Annotated in this window: 19 protein-coding genes and 1 pseudogene; 15 read left to right on the top strand and 5 right to left on the bottom strand. The window is 68.9% G+C overall.

The genetic code is table 11. The features are described from left to right. Positions 1-116 precede the first annotated feature (116 nt). Positions 117-1301 (top strand): Zn-dependent hydrolase, encoded by a 1185-nt coding sequence (locus X946_RS03230; protein ID WP_231753822.1) that lies wholly within the window; start codon positions 117-119, stop codon positions 1299-1301. A gap of 331 nt (positions 1302-1632) precedes the next feature. Continuing rightward, the gene (gene fliD / locus X946_RS03235; RefSeq protein ID WP_038744024.1) at positions 1633-3171 is read left to right on the top strand and encodes a flagellar filament capping protein FliD; all 1539 of its coding nucleotides are present in this window, start codon (positions 1633-1635) and stop codon (positions 3169-3171) included. Positions 3172-3539: 368 nt separating this feature from the next. Here fliD and X946_RS03240 read toward each other — a convergent pair whose 3' ends face one another. Continuing rightward, positions 3540-4439 (bottom strand): LysR family transcriptional regulator, encoded by a 900-nt coding sequence (locus tag X946_RS03240; protein WP_038744026.1) that lies wholly within the window; start codon positions 4437-4439, stop codon positions 3540-3542. Between the two features lie 95 nt (positions 4440-4534). Here X946_RS03240 and X946_RS03245 point away from each other — a divergent pair, with 95 nt between their 5' ends. From X946_RS03245 to X946_RS36805, 12 genes and pseudogenes are all read left to right on the top strand, one after another. Further along, a complete protein-coding gene (locus tag X946_RS03245) occupies positions 4535-5218 on the top strand; it encodes a DsbA family protein (protein WP_152611615.1) in 684 nt (227 codons plus the stop codon). Between the two features lie 533 nt (positions 5219-5751). Next, positions 5752-6699 (top strand): aldo/keto reductase, encoded by a 948-nt coding sequence (locus tag X946_RS03255; RefSeq protein WP_038744030.1) that lies wholly within the window; start codon positions 5752-5754, stop codon positions 6697-6699. Positions 6700-7108: 409 nt separating this feature from the next. Then, a complete protein-coding gene (locus tag X946_RS03260) occupies positions 7109-7954 on the top strand; it encodes a molybdenum cofactor biosynthesis F family protein (protein WP_038744033.1) in 846 nt (281 codons plus the stop codon). Beyond that, on the top strand, positions 7951-8802 hold the full coding sequence (locus X946_RS03265; RefSeq protein WP_038744035.1) for an SDR family oxidoreductase: 852 nt from the start codon (positions 7951-7953) through the stop codon (positions 8800-8802). The genes X946_RS03260 and X946_RS03265 overlap by 4 nt, the downstream gene beginning before the upstream one ends. Positions 8803-9272: 470 nt before the next feature. Beyond that, complete coding sequence (locus tag X946_RS03270) at positions 9273-9998, top strand: helix-turn-helix transcriptional regulator (RefSeq protein ID WP_081989318.1); 726 nt, start codon at positions 9273-9275, stop codon at positions 9996-9998. Positions 9999-10492: 494 nt separating this feature from the next. Beyond that, positions 10493-11995 (top strand): aldehyde dehydrogenase family protein, encoded by a 1503-nt coding sequence (locus X946_RS03275; RefSeq protein ID WP_038744041.1) that lies wholly within the window; start codon positions 10493-10495, stop codon positions 11993-11995. Positions 11996-12032: 37 nt separating this feature from the next. Continuing rightward, positions 12033-13379 carry an aspartate aminotransferase family protein gene (locus tag X946_RS03280; protein WP_038744043.1) on the top strand — a complete coding sequence of 449 codons (1347 nt, stop codon included), beginning with the start codon at positions 12033-12035 and terminating at the stop codon, positions 13377-13379. Between the two features lie 140 nt (positions 13380-13519). Next, positions 13520-15010 carry an APC family permease gene (locus X946_RS03285; protein ID WP_038744045.1) on the top strand — a complete coding sequence of 497 codons (1491 nt, stop codon included), beginning with the start codon at positions 13520-13522 and terminating at the stop codon, positions 15008-15010. Then, positions 15007-15627 carry a DUF3156 family protein gene (locus tag X946_RS03290; RefSeq protein WP_038744048.1) on the top strand — a complete coding sequence of 207 codons (621 nt, stop codon included), beginning with the start codon at positions 15007-15009 and terminating at the stop codon, positions 15625-15627. Before X946_RS03285 ends, X946_RS03290 begins: the two co-directional genes overlap by 4 nt. Before the next feature lie 91 nt (positions 15628-15718). Continuing rightward, positions 15719-16657: a helix-turn-helix domain-containing protein gene (locus X946_RS03295; RefSeq protein ID WP_038744184.1), complete on the top strand. Its 939-nt coding sequence runs from the start codon at positions 15719-15721 to the stop codon at positions 16655-16657. Between the two features lie 249 nt (positions 16658-16906). After that, the gene (locus X946_RS03300; RefSeq protein ID WP_038744050.1) at positions 16907-18109 is read left to right on the top strand and encodes a porin; all 1203 of its coding nucleotides are present in this window, start codon (positions 16907-16909) and stop codon (positions 18107-18109) included. Between the two features lie 268 nt (positions 18110-18377). Further along, a pseudogene (locus X946_RS36805) lies at positions 18378-18533 on the top strand (GNAT family N-acetyltransferase); the annotation flags it as partial. Positions 18534-18786: 253 nt separating this feature from the next. Here X946_RS36805 and X946_RS03305 read toward each other — a convergent pair. After that, a complete protein-coding gene (locus X946_RS03305) occupies positions 18787-19398 on the bottom strand; it encodes a LysE family translocator (protein WP_038744186.1) in 612 nt (203 codons plus the stop codon). Between the two features lie 172 nt (positions 19399-19570). Between X946_RS03305 and X946_RS03310 the strand changes: the two genes are divergently transcribed. Continuing rightward, entirely contained in the window at positions 19571-20050 is a 480-nt protein-coding gene (locus tag X946_RS03310; RefSeq protein ID WP_038744190.1) for a GNAT family N-acetyltransferase, read from the top strand. Between the two features lie 290 nt (positions 20051-20340). Here X946_RS03310 and X946_RS03315 read toward each other — a convergent pair whose 3' ends face one another. The 3 genes from X946_RS03315 to X946_RS03325 form a co-directional block, all read right to left on the bottom strand. Then, the gene (locus tag X946_RS03315; protein WP_038744052.1) at positions 20341-21402 is read right to left on the bottom strand and encodes an alkene reductase; all 1062 of its coding nucleotides are present in this window, start codon (positions 21400-21402) and stop codon (positions 20341-20343) included. A 49-nt stretch (positions 21403-21451) separates the two neighbouring features. Continuing rightward, a complete protein-coding gene (locus X946_RS03320) occupies positions 21452-21757 on the bottom strand; it encodes an ArsR/SmtB family transcription factor (protein WP_038744054.1) in 306 nt (101 codons plus the stop codon). Between the two features lie 317 nt (positions 21758-22074). Further along, positions 22075-22491 carry a YXWGXW repeat-containing protein gene (locus X946_RS03325; protein WP_038744056.1) on the bottom strand — a complete coding sequence of 139 codons (417 nt, stop codon included), beginning with the start codon at positions 22489-22491 and terminating at the stop codon, positions 22075-22077. Positions 22492-22789 lie beyond the last annotated feature (298 nt).

Here is a 22789-nt window from a genome sequence, read left to right on the forward strand (position 1 = left end):
CACGTGGTGAAGCACGCGACAAGGCGCGCGAAAAGCCATGCGAAAAGGCATGCGACAAGGGATGCGATGCGGCGCTGCGCGTCGACGGCGCGCGCCTGTGGGCGTCGCTCGAACGGATGGCGGAAATCGGCGCGACGCCGAAAGGCGGCGTGTGCCGGCTCGCGCTGACGGACGAAGATCGTCGCGCGCGCGACCTGTTCGTCGAATGGGCGCGCGACGCGGGCTGCACGGTTCGGGTCGACCGGATCGGCAACCTCTTCGCGCGCCGCGCGGGCCGCGATCCGCTTGCTGCGCCCGTGCTGACGGGCTCGCACGCCGACACGCAGCCGACGGGCGGCCGCTACGACGGCATTTACGGCGTGCTGGGCGGCCTCGAGGTCGTGCGCGCGCTGAACGACGCGGGCGTCGAGACCCGGCGGCCGATCGACGTCGTCGTGTGGACCAACGAGGAAGGCTCGCGCTTCGCGCCGCCGATGATCGCCTCCGGCGTGTTCGCCGGCGTCTATCCGCTCGATTTCGGGCTGTCGCGCGCGGACGCGGCTGGCGTGACGCTCGGCGACGCGCTCGCGCGGATCGGCTACGCGGGCGACGCGCCCGTCGGCGGCGCGCCGGTGCACGCGGCGTACGAACTGCACATCGAGCAGGGCGCGATTCTCGAGCGCGGCGGCCATACGATCGGCGTGGTGACGGCGGGGCAGGGGCAACGCTGGTACGAGGCGACGCTCACGGGCGTCGACGCGCACGCGGGCACGACGCCGATGGCGCTGCGCCGCGACGCGCTCGTCGGCGCCGCGCGGATGATCGGTTTCGTCGATTCGCTCGGCCGCCGTCACGCGCCGCACGGCCGCGCGACGGTCGGGATGATCGAAGCGCGCCCGAATTCGCGCAACACGGTGCCGGGGGCGTGCTTCTTCACGATCGAATGCCGGCACCCGGACGCCGCGACGCTCGCCGACATGGACGCCGCGCTGCGCGAGGAACTCGAGCGTATCGCCGAATCGTCGGGCCTCGCCGCGCGGATCGAGCAGATCGCCGATTACGCGCCGGTGCCGTTCGCGCCCGCGTGCGTGGCGGCGGTGCGCGACGCGGCGGCCGCGCTCGGCCTGCCGCACGCGGACATCGTGTCGGGTGCGGGGCACGACGCATGCCATCTCGCGCGCGTCGCGCCGACCGGAATGATTTTTGTGCCGTGCGTCGACGGCCTGAGCCACAACGAGGCGGAGGCGATCACACCGGAATGGGCGGAGGCGGGCGCGAACGTGCTGCTGCACGCGATGCTCGCGAGCGCGCGGGACGTCTAGCGGCCGGGCCGCGTTTCGGCGCGCGGCCCGGCCGGGGCGTGCGCCCCGGATGCGCCGCGCCCGCCGCCGCTGTCGCCGTGCGCCTTCGGCCGCCGCGCGCACTGCACACACCGTCCACACCGTTCACCGTTCACCGTCCACACCGCACGCGCCGCACGCGCGCGGCAGCGAATCAGCGAATCAGCGAATTCGCGCGCCGCAGCCCCCGGCCTTCGTTCCGGTCGGATCAACGCTTACAACAATCTTCACAAACAGGTTCCAATAATTGCGATATGCTTTCATATTACGAATGATCATGAAATAAACCAATCACATAAACGGGGGAAATTCGATGGCGATCACCCAATCGGGGGCCGGCTCTCTTCTCGCGGCGACGCAAAGCGATCCGTGGTCGCAGTTGCAGGACGCCGCGCAGTCGCTGATCAACGGCACCACGGGCAAGTCCGCGCTGGACGTGAACGGGCTCGTTTCGGTGCTCGTCAACGCGAAGACGGCGGGCCAGGCGGCGGAGATCAAGAACCAGGTGACGTGGAACAACACGCAGATCTCCGCGCTCGGCGCGCTGAAGCTCGCGCTCAGCAACCTGCAGACGGGCGTCGAGCCGCTGTCCGACGGCACGCTCGCGCAGAAATTCGCGTCGAAGGCGAGCGGCAAGGGGCTCACCGCGACGACGGACAAGGGCGCCGTCGCCGGCACGTATCAGGTCGAGGTCAAGCAGGTCGCGCGCTCGCAGACGCTCGTGTCGGGCGGCTTCGATCCGAAGCAGCAGCTCGGCTCCGGCACGCTCACGCTCAAGATCGGCGACCGCTCGACGTCGGTCGGCATCGACGCCACGAACAACACCCCGGCCGGCATCGCGGCCGCGATCAATTCGGCGAAGAACAATCCCGGCGTGACCGCGACGGTCGTGACGGGCACCGACGGCGCGCATCTCGTGCTGCGCTCGACGGCGCCGGGCAGCGCGAACGTGATAGACGTGAGCGTCTCGAACGTGAAGGACGACGCCGGCCTGTCGGGCCTCGAGGTCAAGTCGACGGCCGACGACAAGGGCGGCAAGTCGGAGATCGCGTCGCCGAGCGGCGCGTGGAAGCAGAGCGACTTCGCGCAGGACGCGATCGTCACGGTGGGCGGCGTGATCACCGCGCGCAGCGCGGACAACGCGGTCAAGGGCGTGATGGCCGGCGTGACGATCAACGTGACCGAGGAAGCGATCGGCGCGCCGCAGACGCTGTCGATCACCCGCGACATCGAGGGGCAGGCGCGCACGGTGACGAACTTCGTCGACCTGTACAACTCGATGGTCGGCACGATGTCGCAGCTCACGTCGTTCGACAAGACCGCGAAACCCGGGCAGCAGGGCGGCCCGCTGATCGGCGATTCGATGCTGAACGGCATTCGCAATTCGCTCGCGCACATCGTCGGCGGCGGCGTGCCGCACGGCGACAACAAGCGCGCGTCGCTCGCGGCGCTCGGCATCACGTTCGCGCGGCCCGGCGACAAGCAGCCGGAAGGCTCGCTGATCGTCGACAAGAACAAGCTGAACGCGGCGCTGGAGAAAGATCCGCAAGCGGTCGAGGCGCTGTTCAACAAGACGAACGGCATCGGCGCGCAGATCACGAAGGCGCTCGACACGCACTTGCGCAAGGACGGCTCGTTCGACATCCGCTCGAACGCGATCGACCTCGACATGAAGAGCATCGCGCAGCGGCAGGCGCGGCTCGAGACCTTTTCCGCGCAGCTCACAGCGCAGTTCAAGGCGCAGTTCACCGCGCTCGACGCGCTGATGGCGCGGATGCAGCAGAACAACAACTATCTGACGCAGTTGTTCGGCGGCGCAAACAGCTCGGGCGCGCTCGCGAACAACAAATAACGCGAACGGGGGCGCGGCGCATCCGCCGCCCGCGGCGGCCCGCGCGGGCGGACGCGCCTCCCGCTTCTCACGACGGCGACGGCGACGGCGCGCGCGGCGGCAATGCGCGTGCCGTCGCCGTTATTCTTGGCGATTCGCCGCCGACCCGTTGCCGCTTCGCTGTCGTCGAGCTGTTGTTTCGCCGCCGTCTCGCTTGGCTTTGCTACGGTTCGGTTCAGTTTGCCCCCGCTTTGCCCCGATTCGTCCCGCTTTACCCCGGTTCGCTTTGCCCCGGTTCGCATACTTGGCGTCCGTCCGGGCGCTTGCGTGCGCTGCAATTCCAATCACGCTGGGTTCTTTGTTTCGTCGCCGAACGCGGCTCGGCGCGCCTACGCGTCCCAGGCGGGCGTGTCGCCGAATCGCTCGGCGAGAAAGTCGATCATCGTGCGCATCGCGAGCGGCATCTGCTTGCGCGACGCATAGACCGCGTAAATGCCGAGATCGGGCGCCGCGTAGTCGGGCAACACGCGCGCGAGCGCGCCCGCGCGGATCGGCTCCGCCGCCGCGAACGTCGGCAGCAGCGCGATGCCGCCGCCCGCGATCGCCGCGCGCAGCAGCACGAGCGCGTCGTTCGCGCTCAGATTGCCTTGCACCGGCACGGTCGCGGCTTCGCCGTCGCGCGCCAGGTGCCACAGGCTCTGCCCGAAATACGCATACGTGAGGCAGTTGTGCCGCGCGAGGTCGTGCGGCCGCTTCGGCGCGCCGTGCGCGGCCAGATAGCCGGGCGACGCGCACAGCGCCGAGCGGCACGTGCCGAGCCGGCGAGCGATCAGGTTCGGATCGACTTCGTTCGTGATGCGGATCGCGAGATCGATGCGTTCGTCGACGAGATCGGCGGTGCGGTCCGTGACGAGCAGATCGACCGATACGGCCGGGTAGCGGGCCAGATAGTCGAGGACGGCGTCGGTCACGTGCGTCTGCGCGAAGATCGCGCTCGCGGTGATCCGCAATGCGCCGCGCGGCGCGTCGCCGGGCTCGGCGACGACCGTCGCGACGTGATCGGCGAGTCCGAGCATGTCGCGGCAGAGCGGCAGCATCTGCGCGCCGGCCGCCGTGAGCGTCAGGCGGCGGGTGGTCCGGTGCAGCAGGCGCGCGCCCGTCCATTGCTCCATGAACGCGACGTAGCGCGACGCCATCGCGCGCGACATGTCCAGATGCTGCGCGGCCGCCGACACGCTGCCGCGCTCGGCGGTCTCGACGAACACTCGCATCGCGGTGATTCGATCCATATTCGCTCAATTGATGCAACAAATTGTCGATCGCTGCATTGTATTTGATCGATCGGATATCGAATAGACTCGCTCCACTTTCTTCACGAACGAGCTTGCACACGATGAACAGCTTCCGACTCCAATATTTTTTCGATCCGCTCTGCGGCTGGTGCTATGCGAGCGCGCCGGCGCTCGCCGGGCTCGACGACGCCTATCCGGGCGTGCTCGAGCTGATGCCGTCGGGGCTCTTCGCCGACGAGGGCGCGCGCGATCTGACGCCCGAATGGGGCGAGTACGCGTGGCGTAACGATCAGCGCATCGAGCAGATGACGGGGCAGCGTTTCACGCACGCGTATCGCGAGCAGGTGCTGCTGCGCGGCGGCGTGCGCTTCGATTCGGGGCCGGCGAACCGCGCGCTGACCGCGCTGCGCGGCGTCGACGCGCGGCTCGAGCGGCCGCTTCTCGAGGCGATTCAGCTCGCGCGTTACGTCGACGGCCTCGATACCGCGCGTGCGGACGTACTGGCGCGCGTCGCGGCGGACGTCGCGGCGAAGGCGGGCGCGACGGTCGACGCCGGCGCGCTCGCACGCCGCATCGACAGCGACGCGGCGCTTGCGGACGCGACGGCCGAGCGCATCGCCGACACGCAGCGGACGATGCGGCAGCTCGGCGCGTCGGGCGTGCCGCAACTGCTGCTGACGGTCGGCGAGCGCGGCTACGTGCTGCACGGCGCGAGCCTGTACGGCGGCGCGCACGCGGCGGTCGCGGCGGTCGAGCGCGTGTTGCAGGACGCGTAACGCCAGCGGCGGGCGGCGGGCGGGGCGTTCCGCCGCTCGCACGGTGCGCACGGTGTCGACATGGCTCACGGCCGGCGAACTGCGCGCAGGCCGGCTCGAGACCGTGCTGACCGGCCGCGCGGTCGACGACATGGCGATCAACGTGCTGTGGCCGCATTCGCGCGCGCTTGCGCCGAAGGTGCGCGTGACGATCGATGCGCTCGTCGAGCGCTTTATTCGAGCGCTTTATGCCGGTTCCGCCGCGGGCCGGCGAAGCCGGTTGGGGCGGCCGATCGCAGCGGCCGGCCTTCGTCGGCTGGGCGCGGCGCTTTCCGCCGCGCACGGCGCTCATCGGCAAGCAATGTGTGCCGGACCGCGATTGCGGCGGGCTGCTGCGCATGTCGCCAATCCCTTGTCTGCGCACGGTCTTTGGAAATCAGGTTTAATCGGTTTGAACCGCGCCGGCCGCACGTTAGCATCGACCGTCGAATCCAGGCCTGTCGCACCGCACCGTGCATGCCGGCCGGACGCTCATCATCGAATGGAGAGAAAACATGGCACTACGCTCACTCGGCACCTCGACGATTCAAGTTTCGCCGCTCGTGTTCGGCGGCAACGTGTTCGGCTGGACCGCCGACGAGAACACGTCGTTCTCGCTGCTCGACGCGCTCGCCGACGCCGGCATCAACTTCATCGACACGGCCGACGTCTACTCGGCCTGGGCGCCCGGCAACCGAGGCGGCGAATCGGAGACGATCATCGGCAAGTGGCTCAAGCGCTCGGGCAAGCGCGACCAGGTCGTCATCGCGACGAAGGTCGGGTTGCTCGAAGCGCGGGCGGGCCTGTCGCGCGAGAACATCCTGAAGGCCGCCGACGATTCGCTGCGGCGCTTGCAAACCGACTACATCGATCTCTATTTCTCGCACCGCGATCTTGCCGACACCGCGCCGCTCGAAGAAACGCTCGGCGCATACCAGACGCTGATCGAGCAGGGCAAGGTGCGGATCATCGGCGCGTCGAACTACAGCGGCGCGCGGCTGCGCGAAGCGGCCGAGTTGAGCCGCCGCACCGGCCTGCCCGCGTATCAGGTGATCCAGCCCGAATACAACCTGTACGACCGCGCAGAATACGAGCGCGATCTCGAACCGGTCGCGACCGAGCTGAAGCTCGGCGTCGTCACTTACTACGCGCTCGCGAGCGGCTTCCTGTCGGGCAAGTACCGCACCGAGGCGGACCTGAAGAAAAGCGCGCGCGGCGGGCGCGTCGAGCAATACCTGAACCCGCGCGGCTTGCGGATTCTCGAGGCGCTCGATGAGGTCGCGGCGAAGCACGACTCGACGCCGACGTCGGTTGCGCTCGCGTGGCAGATCGCGCGGCCGAGCGTCACCGCGCCGATCGCGAGCGCGACGTCGGTCGAGCAATTGGGTGCGCTCGGCGCGGCGATCCGGCTGCGGCTCGACGCGGACGACGTCAAGCGGCTCGACGACGCGAGCGCGCCGTAAGCGGGCGATCCCGTCGGCGCGGCGGAGCGCGCCGGGTCGGATCGTGACGCGCGGTTGCGACGGCCCGGGGGGCGGATGCGTGCGGGCGCGGCGCTGAAACGCGAATCAGCGCGCGCGCATCGCCGTCGGGAGGCGGGCGGCCCGCTGTGCGTGAGCCTGCCGGCGCCGTTCCGACGGCGCCGGGGCTGTCGATGCTGCGCGACGTCGTGGAACGGGCGTCGATTGCCGTTTGCCGCATGGTTGGATCGCGTCGTGCGTGCGGCGCGCTTGCGAAACGCATCCGCTTGGCAACCGCCGCCGCTGCCGCCGTTCATCCATTCGGTCGATACCGCGCCGTCAGGCGCGCGGGCACCATAGCCTCCTGTTTCGCGATCGCGCCCGCCGGCGCGTCGCTCAATCGGAGGAAAGCATGGGAGCAGATCCGGTCTTCATTCAAGTCGGCGCGCTGGCCGAAGGCTTCGCGCCCGACAGCCACATACTCGAACCCGTCGACGATCTCGCGGGGCGCACGCTCACGCTCACGGCGACGGACGGCGCGACGCGCGAATACACGTTCGCCGACCGATCGACGCTGCACTGGCGCGAGCAGCGGGCGGCACGCGACGCAAGCGATGCCGCCGGGGCAGGCGGCGAGGCCGCGTACCGCGCGACGCAGCTGCGCGACGGCATCTACTTCGTCGACTATGTCGACCCGACCCGCCGCGCGACGTCGGTCAGCATCGTGCTCGATTTGCCGCGGGCCGTCTGGACGTCGGTCGAAGGCGTGCTGCCGACCGAGGGCGACGTGCGCATCGATGCATTCTCGCGTGTCGCGCGCGGGCTGCCGCTGACGGGCGTCGAGGCGGCGTTCCGCCACGGCGCGATCGTGGGTGCCGCGGCGCCCGGCCCGCTGCACGCGCCGACGCGTGAGCTGATCGGCAAGCGGACGATGTACCGTTACAGCCCGACGGAGTGCTACGAGCACATCTACCTGAACGACGACTTCTACGCGTGGCATTGCCTGGAAGGCGTCGAGCGCGGGCTCGCGGACGTCGACCGCTGCCATTACTTCAAGCTCGCCGACGCGCTGTACCTGTTCGTCTGGCGCGAGAAGATCGTGCCGACGCTCGGCGTCGTGCTGATCGATCTGGACCGGTGCAAGACGGACGGCAAGATCTTCGGCTACCGTGAGGGCGACTTCGGCGCACTGTCGAATTTCCCGATCGGCGCTCGCGCACAGGTGCTGAACGAAACCGTGCACCCGCTCGCGCGATGAACGGCGCCGACTCGAAGCACGCGACGCTTCCGCGCGGACGGCTCGTTGCCGATTTCGGCGGCCGCACCGTACTCGTGACGGGCGGCGCGCAGGGAATCGGCGCGGCGATCGCCGAAGCGTTCGCCGCCGCCGGCGCGACCGTCGCGATCGCCGATTTGCAGCACGACGCGGCTGCCGCGCTTGCCGCGCGGCTCGCCGCGCGCGGGCGCGAGGGCGGCCGCGCGGCTCGGGGCGAGCAGGCGGTGCGCGCGTACCGTGTCGACGCCGCGCGGCGCGACGAGCTGTTCGCGCTCGTCGCGCAGGTCGAGGCGGACAGCGGGCGGCTCGACGTCGTCGTGCACAACGCCGCGTATTTTCCGCTGACGCCGTTCGACGCGATCTCACACGACGTGCTCGAGCGCACGCTCGCCGTCAATCTGTCCGCTCTGTTCTGGCTCGCGCAGGCGGCGCTGCCTGCCTTCGAGCGCGTCGGGCGGGGGCGCATGCTCGCGACGTCGTCGGTGACGGGCCCGCGCGTCGCATATCCGGGGCTCGCGCATTACGCGTCGTCGAAGGCCGGCGTGAACGGCTTCATCCGCGCGGCGGCGCTCGAGCTCGCGAGCCGGAACGTGACCGTCAACGGCGTCGAGCCGGGCATGATCCGCACGCCGGCCGCCGGCAATCTCGGCGATGCGGCGCACAGCGAGCGGATCGCGCGCGGCGTGCCGCTCGGCCGTCTTGGCGAGCCGGAGGACATTGCGGCCGCGATGCTGTTCCTCGCGTCGGACGCGGCCGGCTACATCACCGGACAGACGATCGTCGTCGACGGCGGCGCGACGCTGCCGGAGACCGGCGCGACGCTCGCATAGCGTCGAATGGCACGGCGGGGGACGAGCGCCGGCGTGCGCCGGCGCGACGAGCGGGCAGCGTCGGCGAGCGGCCTGGTGTCGGAAGTCGCCGGGATGTCTCGCGCGCGAGCGCCGGCTCGTGTCCGCGGCGGTTTGCACGGCGTGCGAGCCGGGCGGCACCTGCGGACGGCCGATTCGCGCGACTCGGCCGCCCTGAGTCGCGAAACGTGCGGCGCAAGCGGCGTCGATGCAGGTTTCGGCGCCCGTCTCGACGACGGCGCGCGGTGAAGCGGTTTTCATGCTCGGTCCTCCTCGAATCGGTGATCGATGGCCGTGACTGCAGATCGAGTGTAGGGATCGCACGCGCGGCGCGATATTTGTCGCTCGGCTGACTTGACGCCCGTACGATTTGCCGATCCGTGCTCACGGTTGCGACGGCGGCGCGCCCATGCTGCCGGAGTCGCCCGCTCGCGATCGAGATGCCCGCCGCCATGACGCACGACCCAGCGACGCACGACCCAGCCGAACCCGATGCCGACGCGCACTGCGCGTCGTACGCGCATGCGTTGCGAACCTGCGTGGCTTCGCTGCAGGCGCTCGCGCGGCCGACGGCGACGGTGTTCTACCGGATCGACGCGAGCGGCGAGCCCGTCGATTTCGAACTGTTCGGGATGACGGCCGGGATGCACCGCGCATACGTGAGCCGCTACCGGCCGCTCGATCCGCTGCATCCGTCGCGTTGCGCGGCGCAGCCGGGCGCGGTGGTCACACTCGCGTCGCAGTTGCCGGACGAACGGCGCGACGCGTCGTCTTACTGGACGGGCTTCCTGCGGCGGCACGGCGTCGCCGATGTCGTCGAGGTGCTGCTGCGCGACGGCGGCGCGGTGATTGCCGCGTTCTCGCTGCTGCGTCTGGAGGGGGGCGGTCGCTATTCGGCAGCCGAGATTGCGGCGCTGCGCGTGATCCAGCCGGTCATCGAGGTGGCGCTGCTGCCGCCGTTGCGTGCGGTGCGCGGGATTCGGCGGATCGCATGCGACGCGCGGCTCACGCATCGCGAGGAGCAGATCGCACGCCTCGTGCGTGACGGGCGCTCGAACAAGCAGATCGCGCGCGATCTATCGCTCGGCCAGCCGACCGTCAAGACGCACTTGCTGCGGATGTTTCGCAAGCTTGGCGTATCGAACCGGACCGAGCTCGTCGGCGCACTGTTCCTTTGACTGGCGCTCGGGTGGCGCGGAGGCGGAAGATGCGGCCGCCGCGCGGCGCTGTTCGCGTGGCCGCGAAGGCGGTCGAGGCGAAGAATGCGGAGCGTGGCCGCTTGATTCGCGGAAGCGACGTGTCTTGAATTCCCGGCCGACTGCCGACTGCCGACTGCCGGCTGTCGAAAGCCGAAAGCCGAAAGCCGAAAGCCGAAAGCCGAAACGGCAAAGGTTGGATGAGTAAAGACCTGAGCCGAGCGTCCAAAGCCCAAAGCCCAAAGCCCAAAGCCCAAAGCCCGAAGCCCGAAGCCCGAAGCCCGAAGCCCGAAGCCCGAAGCCCAAAGCCCAAAGCCCAAACACAGCCTCCTCCCCGGCGTCGCGCCGTCCCCCGCCAACCTGCCAATTTGCGCTAACCCGCCGCGAAACGCGGTCGCTACAGTGGTGCGCAATCGCCCGCGCGGCCGTCTTTTCGCGCGGGCGTCGAACGGTCAAACCACCATTGCGAGACGCTTATGACAAAGACGGACATCGTCACCGTGACCGATGCGGTGCGCGCGTTCACCGAGCGCGAATTCGGGATCTTCGTCGACGGCGCGATGCGTGCCGCGCATTCGCCGCGCCGGCTCGACGTGTTCGACCCGGCGACGGGCGAGCGTCTTTCGCGCGTGCCGGACGCCGACGCGCACGATGTCGACGCCGCCGTCGCGAGCGCGAAGCGCGCATTCGACGCGCGCGCGTGGAGTGGGCTGCGGCCCGCCGATCGCGAGCGCATCCTGCTGAAGCTCGCCGACGTGCTCGACGCGCATGCCGAGGAACTCGCGCAGCTCGAAACGCTGAACCAGGGCAAGTCGATTCTGGTATCGCGCGGCGTCGAGGTCGGCGCGACGATCGAGTACGTTCGCTACATGGCCGGCTGGGCGACGAAGATCACCGGCGAGACGCTCGACGTATCGATCCCGTTTCCGCCCGGCGCGCGCTACACCGCGTACACGCGCAAGGAGCCGGTTGGCGTCGTCGCCGCGATCGTGCCGTGGAATTTCCCGCTGATGATCGCCGTCTGGAAGCTCGTGCCGGCGCTTGCGGCAGGCTGCACGGTCGTCCTGAAGCCGTCGCCCGAGACTCCGCTCACGGCGCTGAGGCTTGCCGAGCTCGCGCTCGAAGCGGGCGTGCCGGCGGGCGTGTTCAACGTGGTGACGGGCGGGCGCGAATGCGGCGCCGCGCTCGCGAGCCATCCGTCGATCCGCAAGATCTCGTTCACCGGCTCGACCGCGACGGGCAAGCTCGTCGGCGCGGCCGCCGTGCAGAACATGACGCGCTTCTCGCTCGAGCTGGGCGGCAAGAATCCGATCGTGATGCTCGAGGACGTCGACGTCGAGCAAGCGCTCGGCGGCGTGGCGGCCGGCGCGTTCTTCAACCAGGGGCAGGTGTGCGCGGCCGCGTCGCGCATCTACGTGCACCGCAGCAAGTTTCGCCGGCTCGCGGACGGGCTCGCCGGCATTGCGGCGTCGATGCGGCTCGGTCCGGGCCTCGATCCCGCCGCGCAGATCAACCCGCTCGTGTCCGCGCACCATCGCGACAAGGTCGTCGGGCACATCGAGGCGGCGCGCCGCGACGGCCTCACGTTCCTCGCGGGCGGCTCGCCCGCCGACGATCTGCCCGGCTACTTCGTGCGCCCGGCCGTGATCGCCGACGCGGCGCACGACAGCGCGATCGTGCGCGACGAAGTGTTCGGCCCGGTCGTCGTCGTGCTGCCGTTCGACGATCCGGCCGACGCGGTGCGGCTCGCGAACGCGTCGCCGTACGGGCTCGCCGCGAGCCTCTGGAGCAACGACCTGAAGGCGGTGATGGATCTCGTGCCGCGGATCGAGGCGGGCACGGTCTGGGTCAATTGCCACATCCCGCTCGATCCGTCGATGCCGTTCGGCGGCTACAAGCAGTCGGGCATCGGCCGAGAGTTCGGCCATCATGCGATCGAAGGCTTCACCGAAACCAAATCCGTCTGCATCGCGCACTGAACGCGCGGGCGGCTCGATTCTTCCCCGGAGCAATGCAATGAGCTACAACGATTCCCGTTTCTGGCACCCGATGCTGCACCCGAACGACATGAAGCGCCGCGAGCCGATCCGCATCGTGCGCGGCGAGGGCTGCTATGTGTACGACGAGCGCGGGCATCAGCTCGTCGACGGCGTCGCGGGCCTATGGAACGTCAACGTCGGCCATAACCGCGCCGAGGTCAAGCAGGCGATCGTGCGCCAGCTCGACGAGCTCGAATACTTCCAGCTGTTCGACGGCATCACGCATCCGCGCGCCGAGGAGCTGTCGAAGCGGCTGATCGACATGATGGAGCCCGAAGGGATGCGCCGCGTGCTGTACAGCTCGGGAGGCTCGGATTCGGTCGAGACGGCGCTCAAGATCGCGCGCCAGTACTGGAAAGTGCGCGGGCAAGCGGATCGCACGAAGTTCATCTCGCTGAAGCAGGGCTACCACGGCACGCATTTCGGCAGCGCGTCGGTGAACGGCAACACGGTGTTCCGGCGCAACTACGAGCCGAACCTGCCCGGCTGCTTTCACGTCGAGACGCCTTGGATCTACCGCAATCCGTTCACGCAGGACCCCGAAGAACTCGGCCGCATCTGCGCGGAGCTGCTCGAGCGCGAGATCCTGTTCCAGAGTCCGGACACCGTCGCCGCGTTCATCGCCGAGCCGATCCAGGGCGCGGGCGGCGTGATCGTGCCGCCCGCGAACTACTGGCCGCTCGTGCGTGAAGTCTGCGATCGCTACGGCGTGCTTCTGATCGCCGACGAAGTCGTGACGGGCTTCGGGCGCAGCGGCAGCCTGTTCGGCAGCCGCGGCTGGGGCGTGAAGCCCGACATCATGTGTCTCGCGAAAGGCATCTCGTCCGGCTACGTGCCGCTCGGCGCGACCGCGGTGAACGCGCGGATCGAGGAGGCGTTCGCGTCGAACGCGGATTTCAGCGGCGCGATCATGCACGGCTACACGTACTCGGGGCATCCGGTCGCGTGCGCGGCGGCGCTCGCGAGCCTCGACATCGTGCTGCGCGAGGATCTGCCCGCGAACGCGGCGAAGCAGGGCGCGCACCTGCTCGAATCGCTGCAGCCGTTCGTCGAGCGCTTCGGTTCGGTCGGCGAAGTGCGCGGCAAGGGGCTGATGGTCGCGCTCGATCTCGTCGCCGACAAGGCGACGCGCACGCCGATCGATCCGATGTCCGGCTACGCGAACGCGGTTGCCGAGGTCGCGCGCGAGCACGGCGTGCTCGTGCGGCCGGTCGGCACGAAGATCATCCTGTCGCCGCCGCTCGTGATCGAGCGCGAGCAGATCGAGCGGATCGTCGCGGGCCTCGAGGCCGGCTTCGAGGCGACGCCGTTCGCGGGCGGCTGATCGCGACGATCGCAGGCGGCGGATGGCCGACGGCCGGGGCGGCGTGCGCGCAGCCCCGGCCGTTTTGCCAATTTGCGCTACATGCAGGAATTTTGGCCTCCGTATTTTCTCGACATTGACGCATCGCAAAGGAGACGAGGATGTCGGATTTGTCAGACTATTCGAATGCGGGGGCGGGATCGGCGACGGGCGGCGCGAGCGGCCGGCCCGCGCTGGCGGCGGGCGCGGTGGGTTTTCCGACGGCGCTCGCGAGCGCCGTCGGCCTCATCATGGCGAGCCCGGTGATCCTGACCGCGACGTCCGGCTTCGGGATGGGCGGCTGGGCGTTCGCGGTCGCGATGATCATCGCGTTCGTGATGATGCAGGCGCAGGCGACGACGTTCTCCGAGGCGGCCGCGATGTTGCCGACGGCCGGCTCCGTCTACGATTACCTGTCGTGCGGGCTCGGCCGTTTCTGGGCGATCACGGGCACGATTTCCGCGTACTTTCTCGTCCACGTGTTCGCGGGCACGGCCGAGACGATCCTGAGCGGCATCATGGCGCTCGTCAACTTCGAATCGCTGAACGCCGCGTTCGAGCGGCACAACAGCGCGTGGCTCGTCGGCGTCGGCCTCGTCGCGACGTTCGCGGTCACGAACATCATCGGCATCAAGGTGTTCAGCAAGCTCGAGGTCGTGCTGACGATCGGCATGTGGCTGTCGCTGATGATCTTCGGCGTGCTCGGGCTCGCGGCGGCGCCCGCCGTGCAGCTCGACGGCTGGTTCGGGCGCTCGGAAATCGGCGCGTCGGCGCCGGCCGTGCTGTCGCTCGTCGGGATGGCGATGTTCATGTTCGTCGGCTGCGAGTTCGTCACGCCGCTCGCGCCGGAAATGAAGACGCCCGGCAAGACGATTCCGCGCGCGATGGCGCTCGGGCTCGCGGGCGTCGCGGTCTGCATGTTTCTCTACGGCGCGGCGATCAAGCGCCAGGTGCCGAACGTCGCGGTGACGGCCGACGGCCTCACGCATCTGCTCGACACGCCGGGCGCGATTCCCGCATTCGCGTTGCAGGTGCTCGGCCCGTTCGGGCGCGTGTGGTTCGGCGTCGCGTTCCTGTTCGCGGGCGCGGCCACGATCAACACGCTGATGGCCGGGCTGCCGCGCATCCTGTACGGAATGGCCGTCGACGGCGCGCTGCCGAAATGCTTCGCCTACCTGCATCCGCGCTTCAGAACGCCCGTCGTCGGCATCGTCGCGGCGGCCGTCGTGCCGATCGCGCACGCGTGGATCATCCACGGCGACCTCGACAGCATCATGCACCTCGTGCTCGCCGCGACCTGCGCGTGGGGCACCGCGTACCTGCTCGTCACGCTGTCGGTCGTGATGCTGCGAATTCGCCGCCCGGACCTGCCGCGGCCGTACCGGTCGCCGTGGTTTCCGCTGCCGCAGATCGTGTCGAGCGTCGGCATCGTGCTCGCGATCTGGTACATCGCGCCGCCGGGGATGAACAGCCGCGACGTCTACGTGCCGTTCGGCACGATGCTCGGATGCACCGCGCTCTATGCGCTGTTCTGGACGGTCGTCGTGCAGCGCAAGCATCCGTTCAGGCCGGTGCCCGTCGAGGAAGTGCTGCACAACGAGCACGTGCGATGAGCGGGCGCGCGACGGCGGCCGGCCGCGCCGCATCCGCGGCCGGGTGGCGGCGCTGGTTCGCGCCGGCGCCCGTGCCCGGTTATCGGTGCGGCGCGACGCTCGCGCGCGTCGCCGCGGATCTGCGCGCAATGCTCGCCGTCGACGGTGAGCCCGCCGCCGCGCGGATCTTGCTCGACGACGGCATCGAACTGCACGCGGCCGAGCGCGTCGACCGGCAATTTCTGCTGCATACGGTCAGCGTGCGGTTGGAGCGGACGCTCGCCGGCCCCGTGGCGAACGGATCGGCGTCGATCGCCGCCCGCGGCTGGGTGCGCCGCGGGCCGGTCGAGGCAGCGATCGCGCGCGACGCCGACGCGCAATTCGCCGCGCATGTCGCGACGCTGCTCGCCACGCCCGCGCTCGGCGTGCCGCTCGCGGCGCTCGATCTGACATACTGTGAAATCGCCGCGCGCGGCCCGCGCTGGGTGTTGAGCATCGTGCCGTTCGGCGGCAGCGAAGTGGTCGGCAGGATGCCGTCGTTCCGGCGCTACGTGCGTCTCGCCGATATGCAGTGCGAAGCGCTGCGTGCGGCGTTCGCCGGTTTCGAAGCCGCGCTTGCGCGTGCGTCGGGCGATTGACGACGGGCGGTCGGCCGAGCGCGTGCGCACCGCCGCGCGGGTGGCTGTCGCCGCCGCCGTCACGCCGCATCGGAATTCTCTGGAGGCATCGATGTTGTTCCAGTCGCGTTCGCTCGAAGACGTCCACGACCACGGGCTCGCCATCGCCGGCTGGCGTCAGGTCTACCGGCAGATGACGCCCGGCCGTTTCAAGGGCACGGTCACGCAGGTTTTGTACGACGATTTCCATTTCTTCCGCGAAACGACGAACCGCCGCGTCGCGCAGACGGGCATGTCGCCGGAGGGGCGCATGTCGCTCGCGGTGCCCGTGCTCGCGCCGCTGTCGGGGACGTTCCAGCGGCAGCACGTCGACGGCTACGCGCTTCTCGCGCTGCGCCCCAGCGAGGATTTCGAGTTCTACACGCCGGAGGGGATGCGGCTCGTCGGCATCAGCGCCGCACCGGACATGATCGACGAGCTGTGCGAGGCAGAATTCGGAACGCGCGACAGCCGCGCGCCGCGACACGTGATCCGGCTCGCGGACGAGCAGGGCGCGGCGCTCGGCGCGCGCCTGTCGACGTACATCGACGAGGCGCAGCGCAACCCGGCGTGGCTCGAATACGACGCGACGCGCAAGATGTTTCGCGATGCGATGCTCGGCGTGTTCCTCGATGCGCTCGCGAGCGCGGTGGGCGAAGAGCGGCGAGACATCACGCATGCGACGTACAGCGACATCGTCCGGCGCTGCGAGCGTTATCTGGGGGCGCGGCCCGAAGAGCCCGTGACGGTGCTCGAGCTGTGCCGCGCGCTGCGCTGCAGCCGGCGCACGCTGCAGACGAGCTTCCAGCGCGTCGCCGACGTGACGCCCGTCACTTACTTGCGAACGATCCGCCTGAACGCGGTGCGCCGCCTGCTGCGCACGACGTCCGCCGATGCGCTATGCGTCGGCGAGGCCGCCGCGCGTTGGGGCTTCACGCATCTCGGCTATTTCGCACGCGAGTATCGCGGCCTGTTCGGCGAGCTGCCGTCGCAGACGCGGCGCTCGTCCTGAACGTCGTCGGCATGGCGCGTTTCGTGCGCGCCGCGTCCGCCGCCCGCGCCGCGTCCGCTGCGTGCGCGAAGCGCCCGTGCGCACGTCTGTCCGTTCGCAATCCCGACCTCGCCCGTCATCGCGGCGACGCATTTGCCGATTTGGGATACAGGGCCAAGATTTTCGCTGGATAGAGTTCCACCACTGCCGCCGATCGAGCCGCGTCGATCAGTCGATTGGCAATCCAAATCAACGACGGGAGTGGGGGACATGCGGATCAAAGCCTGGATCGCGGCCGGCGTCGCCGGCGCAGCCGTCGCGCCCGCTTGCGCGCAAAGCAGCGTCACGCTGTACGGCACGGTGGACACCGGCGTCATCTATTCGACCAATCAGCAGGTCACGCACGCGGACGGCGGCGTGAGCGGCGGCCACGCATGGCTAATGGGCGGCGGAAACCTGGTGCCGTCGCGATGGGGTTTGCAAGGCGCGGAGGCGCTCGGCGGCGGCTTGAAGGCAGTGTTCGCGCTCGAGCAGCAGTTCCTGTCGGCGAACGGCCAGGCATTGCAGGGCGGCGCGGCGTTCAGCCGCCAGGCGTGGGTCGGCCTGCGTCACGAAGCGTACGGCACGCTCGGCGTCGGACGCCAATACGATTCGTACACCGATACGCTCGGCGCATATGTTTCGAGCAACAGCTGGGCGACCCCGTACGGCTCGCATCTCGGCGACGTCGACAATCTGAACGCGGCGTTCAACTTCAACAACGCGATCAAGTTCACGAGCGCCGATTTTCACGGACTGACGTTCGGCGGCACGTTCAGCTTCGGCGGCCGGGCGGGGGATTTTTCGGCGCATCGCGGCTATGCGGTCGCGGCCGCATACAACCGCGCGCCGGTATCGTTCGGCATCGGCTATTTGAACTTGCGGCAGCCGCTCGACGCGGCGCTCGGCGGCGCGAGCGGATACATCGGCGATTTCGCGTGCGGCAACGCGGGCGCGATGTACTGCTTGCTTCAGGATGCGGTGTCGATGCAGGCGTTCGGCGTCGGCGGATCGATCGCGTTCGGCGAAGCGACCATCGCGCTCACGTACACGCATACTCGTTTGGGCGATAGCGCGTATTTTGCGGCTGCCGCGCATCCGTCGCGCGCGTCGATCGCGTTCGACATCGCCGAGCTGAACGCGGCGTATGCGTTCACGCCGATGCTGCGCGGCGGCGTCGCGTACATTTTCAACAATGCGAAGGCCGACCCGCGCGGGACGACGCGCTTTCATCAACTGAATGTCGGCGCGAACTACAGCTTGTCGAAACGGACTGTGCTCTACGCGGTCGCGATCGGCCAGATCGCATCGGGGCGCGGGCTCGGCAGCGACGCGAACGGCGCCCCCGCGAATTACGCGCAGATTCCCGTGCTCGCGAACAGCAACTCGAATCGACAACTCGCGGTGATGGCGGGGGTGAAGGTGGATTTCTGACGCACGGCGAATGCGGGAACGTGCGCGCGAGCGCCGAGGAGGCGCTTCATTTCTGCGCGAACCGCGCGGGAAGGAGCGAATGCGGCTGTGCTCGCCACGTTGTCGCAACGCGCGATTGAGCGATTGCGTGTTTTCGGCAGAGGCTGCAATGAACGCAGCGATTTCCGCGCCGAGGCGGGCGGCCCCTCGGGACGTGTCCGCGATTCGCGCGTTGACGCGAGCGGCGGATGCGAAACGGGTGCCGCTCGTCGGCCGTGAGCCTAAGCGGATGACGGCGGATCATGCCGAGGCGGTGGCGAATCCTCTCGTCCATTTGATGGAGGCCGGCGAAATTCCGGTCGCGCTGATCGAACTGATGCTCAACGACGATCACGTGGCGATCGAGAACGTCGCGGTTCTGCCGGCGTATCAAGGGCAGGGCCTCGCTCGCCGATTGCCGGACTTCGCGCAACGGGGGGGCGGCGTCGCGCGGCCGCGTGGTGATCCGCCGCTACACGAATACGTTGTTTGTCCGGAACGTCGAGATGTGCGGTCGGCCAGGTTGTGGGATCGATCGCGAAGAGGCGTTCAAAGGCGGACACCTCGTGCATTTCTCCAAGCGTTGCTGACGCGCGGCGCGCGGTCTGGCGGCGCTGCCTGCGCGAAATGGCGCACAGGCGCATCGTTTTGCCGCGCGGCTAGCGCGTCGCGATCGCGGCGGCGGCGCCCGCCATCGCGGCCGCGCTCGCTCGATTGGCGGCCTTCACTGCGCGACGGCTCGTCAGCAGCGCTCGGGCGCGCGCGGCGAGCAACGCCCATGTGCAGTCGATCGCGATCAATACGACCAGCAGCGTCAGCGTCAACTCGAACCATGCGACGGCGCCGACGTGCGACAGATCGACCATCGTCGGCAGTAATGCGACGTAGAAGATCATGATTTTCGGGTTCCCTAGCGTAACCGCGAGACCGGCCAGGAACATGCGCAACGGCGATTGTCCGCTCGGAAGCGTGCCGGATTGTACGTCGGAGGGCGCGAACCACATCTTCCACGCGAGAAACAGCAGGTAGGCGATGCCGACGAACTTCAGCACGAGAAAGCCGACCGCGAACGTGCGCGCGACCACGGCGAGCCCCGCGACCGCGCACGTGAGCCAGATCACTTCGCCAAGCCACATCGCCGCGAGAAACGGCAGGACATCACGCATGCCGTTCGTCAGTACGCGGGCGACCAATGCGGCGATGCTCGGGCCCGGCGAGCCGGCGGCGATCAGGAGTGCGGCGGCGAAGACGGCCAGGCTGGAAAGCGGCATGTCGAATCTCCCGGTGCGATGCACGATGGCAAACGACGCGAAGAATTCATTATAGTGGCGGCGACTCGCATCCAACCGACCGATTGGCCATTCGACTGTGACCGAATCCGACTCCACCGCGCAACGAACCCCGATCCGCATCCGTGCCGCGCGCATCGATGAAGCGCCGCTGATGGCCGACATCGAAGCCGCCGCCGCGCGCCGTTTCGGCGATGTCGGCATGCCGCACATCGCGTCAAGCCCGCCGACCGACCTGGCCGATCTGCGCGCGCGGATCGACGGCGATCGCGCGCTCGTCGCCGTCGATGACGCCTGCGGACGCATCGTCGGCTTTGCGATGTACAGAATGCTCGACGCGTCGCGTCTCTATCTCGAGGAACTGGACGTTGCGCCCGAGCATGCGGGGCGGCGAATCGGCTCCGCGCTGATCGAGGCCGTCGCGGCGCGCGCGCCCGGCGCGGGCGTGCGGCAGATCGTGCTGTCGACGTTCCGGCACGTGCCGTGGAACGCGCCGTATTACCGCCGCCTCGGCTTCGTCGATCTCGACGACGACATGCTCGATCCCGTGCTGGCGGCGATACGCGCGGCGCACGTCGCGCACGGGCTCGACGAATCGCAGCGCGTGTTCATGAGCCGCCCCGTCGGCGAGTAGCGCCGGCGTCGGCGCTGGAATTCGACGAACGGTACACCGACCATGCTCGACCACCGACCACCGACCACCGACCACCGACCACCGACCGCCGACCACCGACCACCGACCACCGACCACCGACCACCGACCACCGACCACCGACCACCGAACACCGAACACCGAACACCGAACACCGACCACCGACCACCGAACACCGAACACCGAACACCGGCCGCCACGCCGAATTCCGAAAACCGGAAGAGCCGACGCTCAACCACCCGCGATCGGCCCGCCCCGGTCCACAAACGTCCTCACGCCGCGCTTTCGAGCGTCGGGTAATCCGTATACCCCGTTTCGCCTTCCGAATAGAACGTCGCGGAATTCGGCTGATTGAGCGGCGCATTCAGCTCGAATCGACGCGGCAGGTCCGGATTCGCGATGAAGAGCTGGCCCCACGCGACCGCGTCCGCCTGCCCGGCTTCGAGCGCCGCTTGCGCGCTTTCGAGCGTGAATTTCTCGTTCGAGATGAACGGGCCGCCGAACGCTTCCTTCAATTGCGGGCCGATGGCGTCGCCGCCGAGCGATTCGCGCGCGAACAGGAATGCGATGTTGCGTCGGCCGAGTTCGCGCGCGACGTAGCCGAACGTCGCGGCCGGGTTCGAATCACCCATCGTGTGCGAATCGCCGCGCGGCGCGAGGTGCACGCCGACGCGCGCCGCGCCCCAGACGTCGATCGCCGCGTCGACCACCTCGAGCAAGAGGCGCGCGCGATTCTCGATCGAGCCGCCGTACGCGTCGGTGCGGCGGTTCGAGCCGTCCTGCAGGAACTGATCGAGCAGATAGCCGTTCGCGCCGTGCACCTCGACGCCGTCGAAGCCGGCCGCGCGCGCGTTCTCCGCGCCGCGGCGGAATGCGGCGACGACGCCCGGGATCTCGTCGAGCTCGATCGCGCGAGGCGTCACATAGGGCCGCTGCGGGCGCACGAGGCTCACGTGGCCGCCGGGCGCGATCGCGCTCGGCGCGACGGGCAGCGCGCCGTCGAGAAAGACCGGGTCGGATACGCGGCCGACGTGCCAGAGCTGCAGGAAGATACGGCCGCCGGCCGCATGAACGGCGTCCGTCACTTGCCGCCAGCCCTCGACCTGCTCGGGTGACCAGATGCCGGGCGTGTTCGCGTAGCCGACGCCCTGCGGCGTGACCGATGTCGCCTCGCTGATGATGAGCCCCGCGGACGCGCGCTCGGCGTAGTACCGCGCCATCAGCGCGTTGGGAACGCGCGAATCGCCGGCGCGGGCGCGAGTCAGCGGCGCCATGATGATGCGGTTCGGCAGCGTCAGGTCGCCGATGGTCAGCGGATCGAACAGAGAAGGCATGAGGGACCTCATCGAGTGTGGCTAAGCCCTTGCGGCGAACGGGCGGGTGTCAAAGGCCGCGATGCAGCGAATCGAGAAACGCTTGAATCACCGCGTCGTTGCGCTTGAAGAACGCCCATTGGCCGACGCGGGTCGACGTGACGAGCCCGGCGCGCTCGAGCGCGGCGAGATGCGCGGACACGGTCGATTGCGACAGTCCGCACAGCGCATCGATCTGGCCTGCGCAGACCCCGTGCGGAAACGGTCCTGCGTGCGAGGCCGGGAAGTGCTTGTCCGGCTCCTTGAGCCACGCGAGGATCGCGCGGCGCACGGGGCTCGCGAGCGCTTTGTGAATGGCGTCGGCGTCGAGATTCATCGGCAGGGCGGTGCAATCGTGCGGATCGTCGGTCCCCGAAGCTTAGATCGGTCAATGACGATATAAACAGCAACACTCTATTGACTAGGGGCGATTGATGTCCGCAATCGGCGCGATAGCGTCCGTGGTGCCCGCCTCGGCGGGAGGCGGGCGGACGATTGCCTGCGTTGCGTTTCCCGCAATCGCGCCCGCACCATCGCACGGCGATCCGCATCGCCGTATCGGTCGACGAACCGCTCCGACGAACCGCTGCGCCGGCCGCGAGTTCGCTTGCCGTTCATCGAACGCGCCGAATAGCCGCGCTCCTCGAGACGCGCTCAATTCCATCGCCCTTCGATGTAGATCCAGGCGCCCGAGCGTTGCTGCCAATGGCCGGGCACCCAGCGGTGGCCGGGGCGCGCCGCGATCCAGCGGCCCGGAATCCATACATACCGGCCGCCGCGCCAGCCCCAATAGCCGCTCGTCCATACATAACCGCGCGGGCGCGGCGGCGCGGGGCGGCGCTCGTGCCGAAGCGGCGGCGGCGGACGGTCCGGGCGACCATGGTACGGCGGCCTGGCGGGCTGAGGCTGCATCGGCGGGCGGTAGTCGGGCGGCCGATAGCCGGGCGGCGACTGTGGCGATTGCGGCGGCCCGGGCGGCTGCTGGGCGGTTGCGGCGGTGCCGAATCCGAGGCCGCCGGCAAGTGCGATGCCGCCGAGCGAAAGCGTGTGGAGAAATTGACGTCGATTCATGGTTGCTCCATGGAGTGAACCGGAAGCGGCGCAAGCCGAAGCGCCGCCGCAGGTTCGACCCTAACGCGTTGCAAGCAGGCTATCGTTACGAACCCTGTAACGGCTGTTACGGCGCCCAACCGCGGTGCGGACTGGTGGGGCGACCGAATCTATCGAAAGTATGCTGTCGATAGTCTTTCGTTCGAGTGACGCCGAATGCGCTTAAATGAGTAAAAAATACCGAATCCGCCGGTTTTACTGGAAGGCGTTTGTTGTTTATACGCAACCGTCAAGACGCTGACACAGAGGAATGATCTTG

Source organism: Burkholderia sp. ABCPW 111, from assembly GCF_000773065.1.
Classification (GTDB): Bacteria; Pseudomonadota; Gammaproteobacteria; order Burkholderiales; family Burkholderiaceae; genus Burkholderia; species Burkholderia savannae.

Coding starts and splice junctions, on each gene's coding strand:
- X946_RS03230 (WP_231753822.1), top strand. CDS start 117: ATGGCGGAAATCGGCGCGACGCCGAAAGGCGGCGTGTGCCGGCTCGCG.
- fliD (WP_038744024.1), top strand. CDS start 1,633: ATGGCGATCACCCAATCGGGGGCCGGCTCTCTTCTCGCGGCGACGCAA.
- X946_RS03240 (WP_038744026.1), bottom strand. CDS start 4,439: ATGGATCGAATCACCGCGATGCGAGTGTTCGTCGAGACCGCCGAGCGC.
- X946_RS03255 (WP_038744030.1), top strand. CDS start 5,752: ATGGCACTACGCTCACTCGGCACCTCGACGATTCAAGTTTCGCCGCTC.
- X946_RS03260 (WP_038744033.1), top strand. CDS start 7,109: ATGGGAGCAGATCCGGTCTTCATTCAAGTCGGCGCGCTGGCCGAAGGC.
- X946_RS03265 (WP_038744035.1), top strand. CDS start 7,951: ATGAACGGCGCCGACTCGAAGCACGCGACGCTTCCGCGCGGACGGCTC.
- X946_RS03270 (WP_081989318.1), top strand. CDS start 9,273: ATGACGCACGACCCAGCGACGCACGACCCAGCCGAACCCGATGCCGAC.
- X946_RS03275 (WP_038744041.1), top strand. CDS start 10,493: ATGACAAAGACGGACATCGTCACCGTGACCGATGCGGTGCGCGCGTTC.
- X946_RS03280 (WP_038744043.1), top strand. CDS start 12,033: ATGAGCTACAACGATTCCCGTTTCTGGCACCCGATGCTGCACCCGAAC.
- X946_RS03285 (WP_038744045.1), top strand. CDS start 13,520: ATGTCGGATTTGTCAGACTATTCGAATGCGGGGGCGGGATCGGCGACG.
- X946_RS03290 (WP_038744048.1), top strand. CDS start 15,007: ATGAGCGGGCGCGCGACGGCGGCCGGCCGCGCCGCATCCGCGGCCGGG.
- X946_RS03295 (WP_038744184.1), top strand. CDS start 15,719: ATGTTGTTCCAGTCGCGTTCGCTCGAAGACGTCCACGACCACGGGCTC.
- X946_RS03300 (WP_038744050.1), top strand. CDS start 16,907: ATGCGGATCAAAGCCTGGATCGCGGCCGGCGTCGCCGGCGCAGCCGTC.
- X946_RS03305 (WP_038744186.1), bottom strand. CDS start 19,398: ATGCCGCTTTCCAGCCTGGCCGTCTTCGCCGCCGCACTCCTGATCGCC.
- X946_RS03310 (WP_038744190.1), top strand. CDS start 19,571: ATGGCCGACATCGAAGCCGCCGCCGCGCGCCGTTTCGGCGATGTCGGC.
- X946_RS03315 (WP_038744052.1), bottom strand. CDS start 21,402: ATGCCTTCTCTGTTCGATCCGCTGACCATCGGCGACCTGACGCTGCCG.
- X946_RS03320 (WP_038744054.1), bottom strand. CDS start 21,757: ATGAATCTCGACGCCGACGCCATTCACAAAGCGCTCGCGAGCCCCGTG.
- X946_RS03325 (WP_038744056.1), bottom strand. CDS start 22,491: ATGAATCGACGTCAATTTCTCCACACGCTTTCGCTCGGCGGCATCGCA.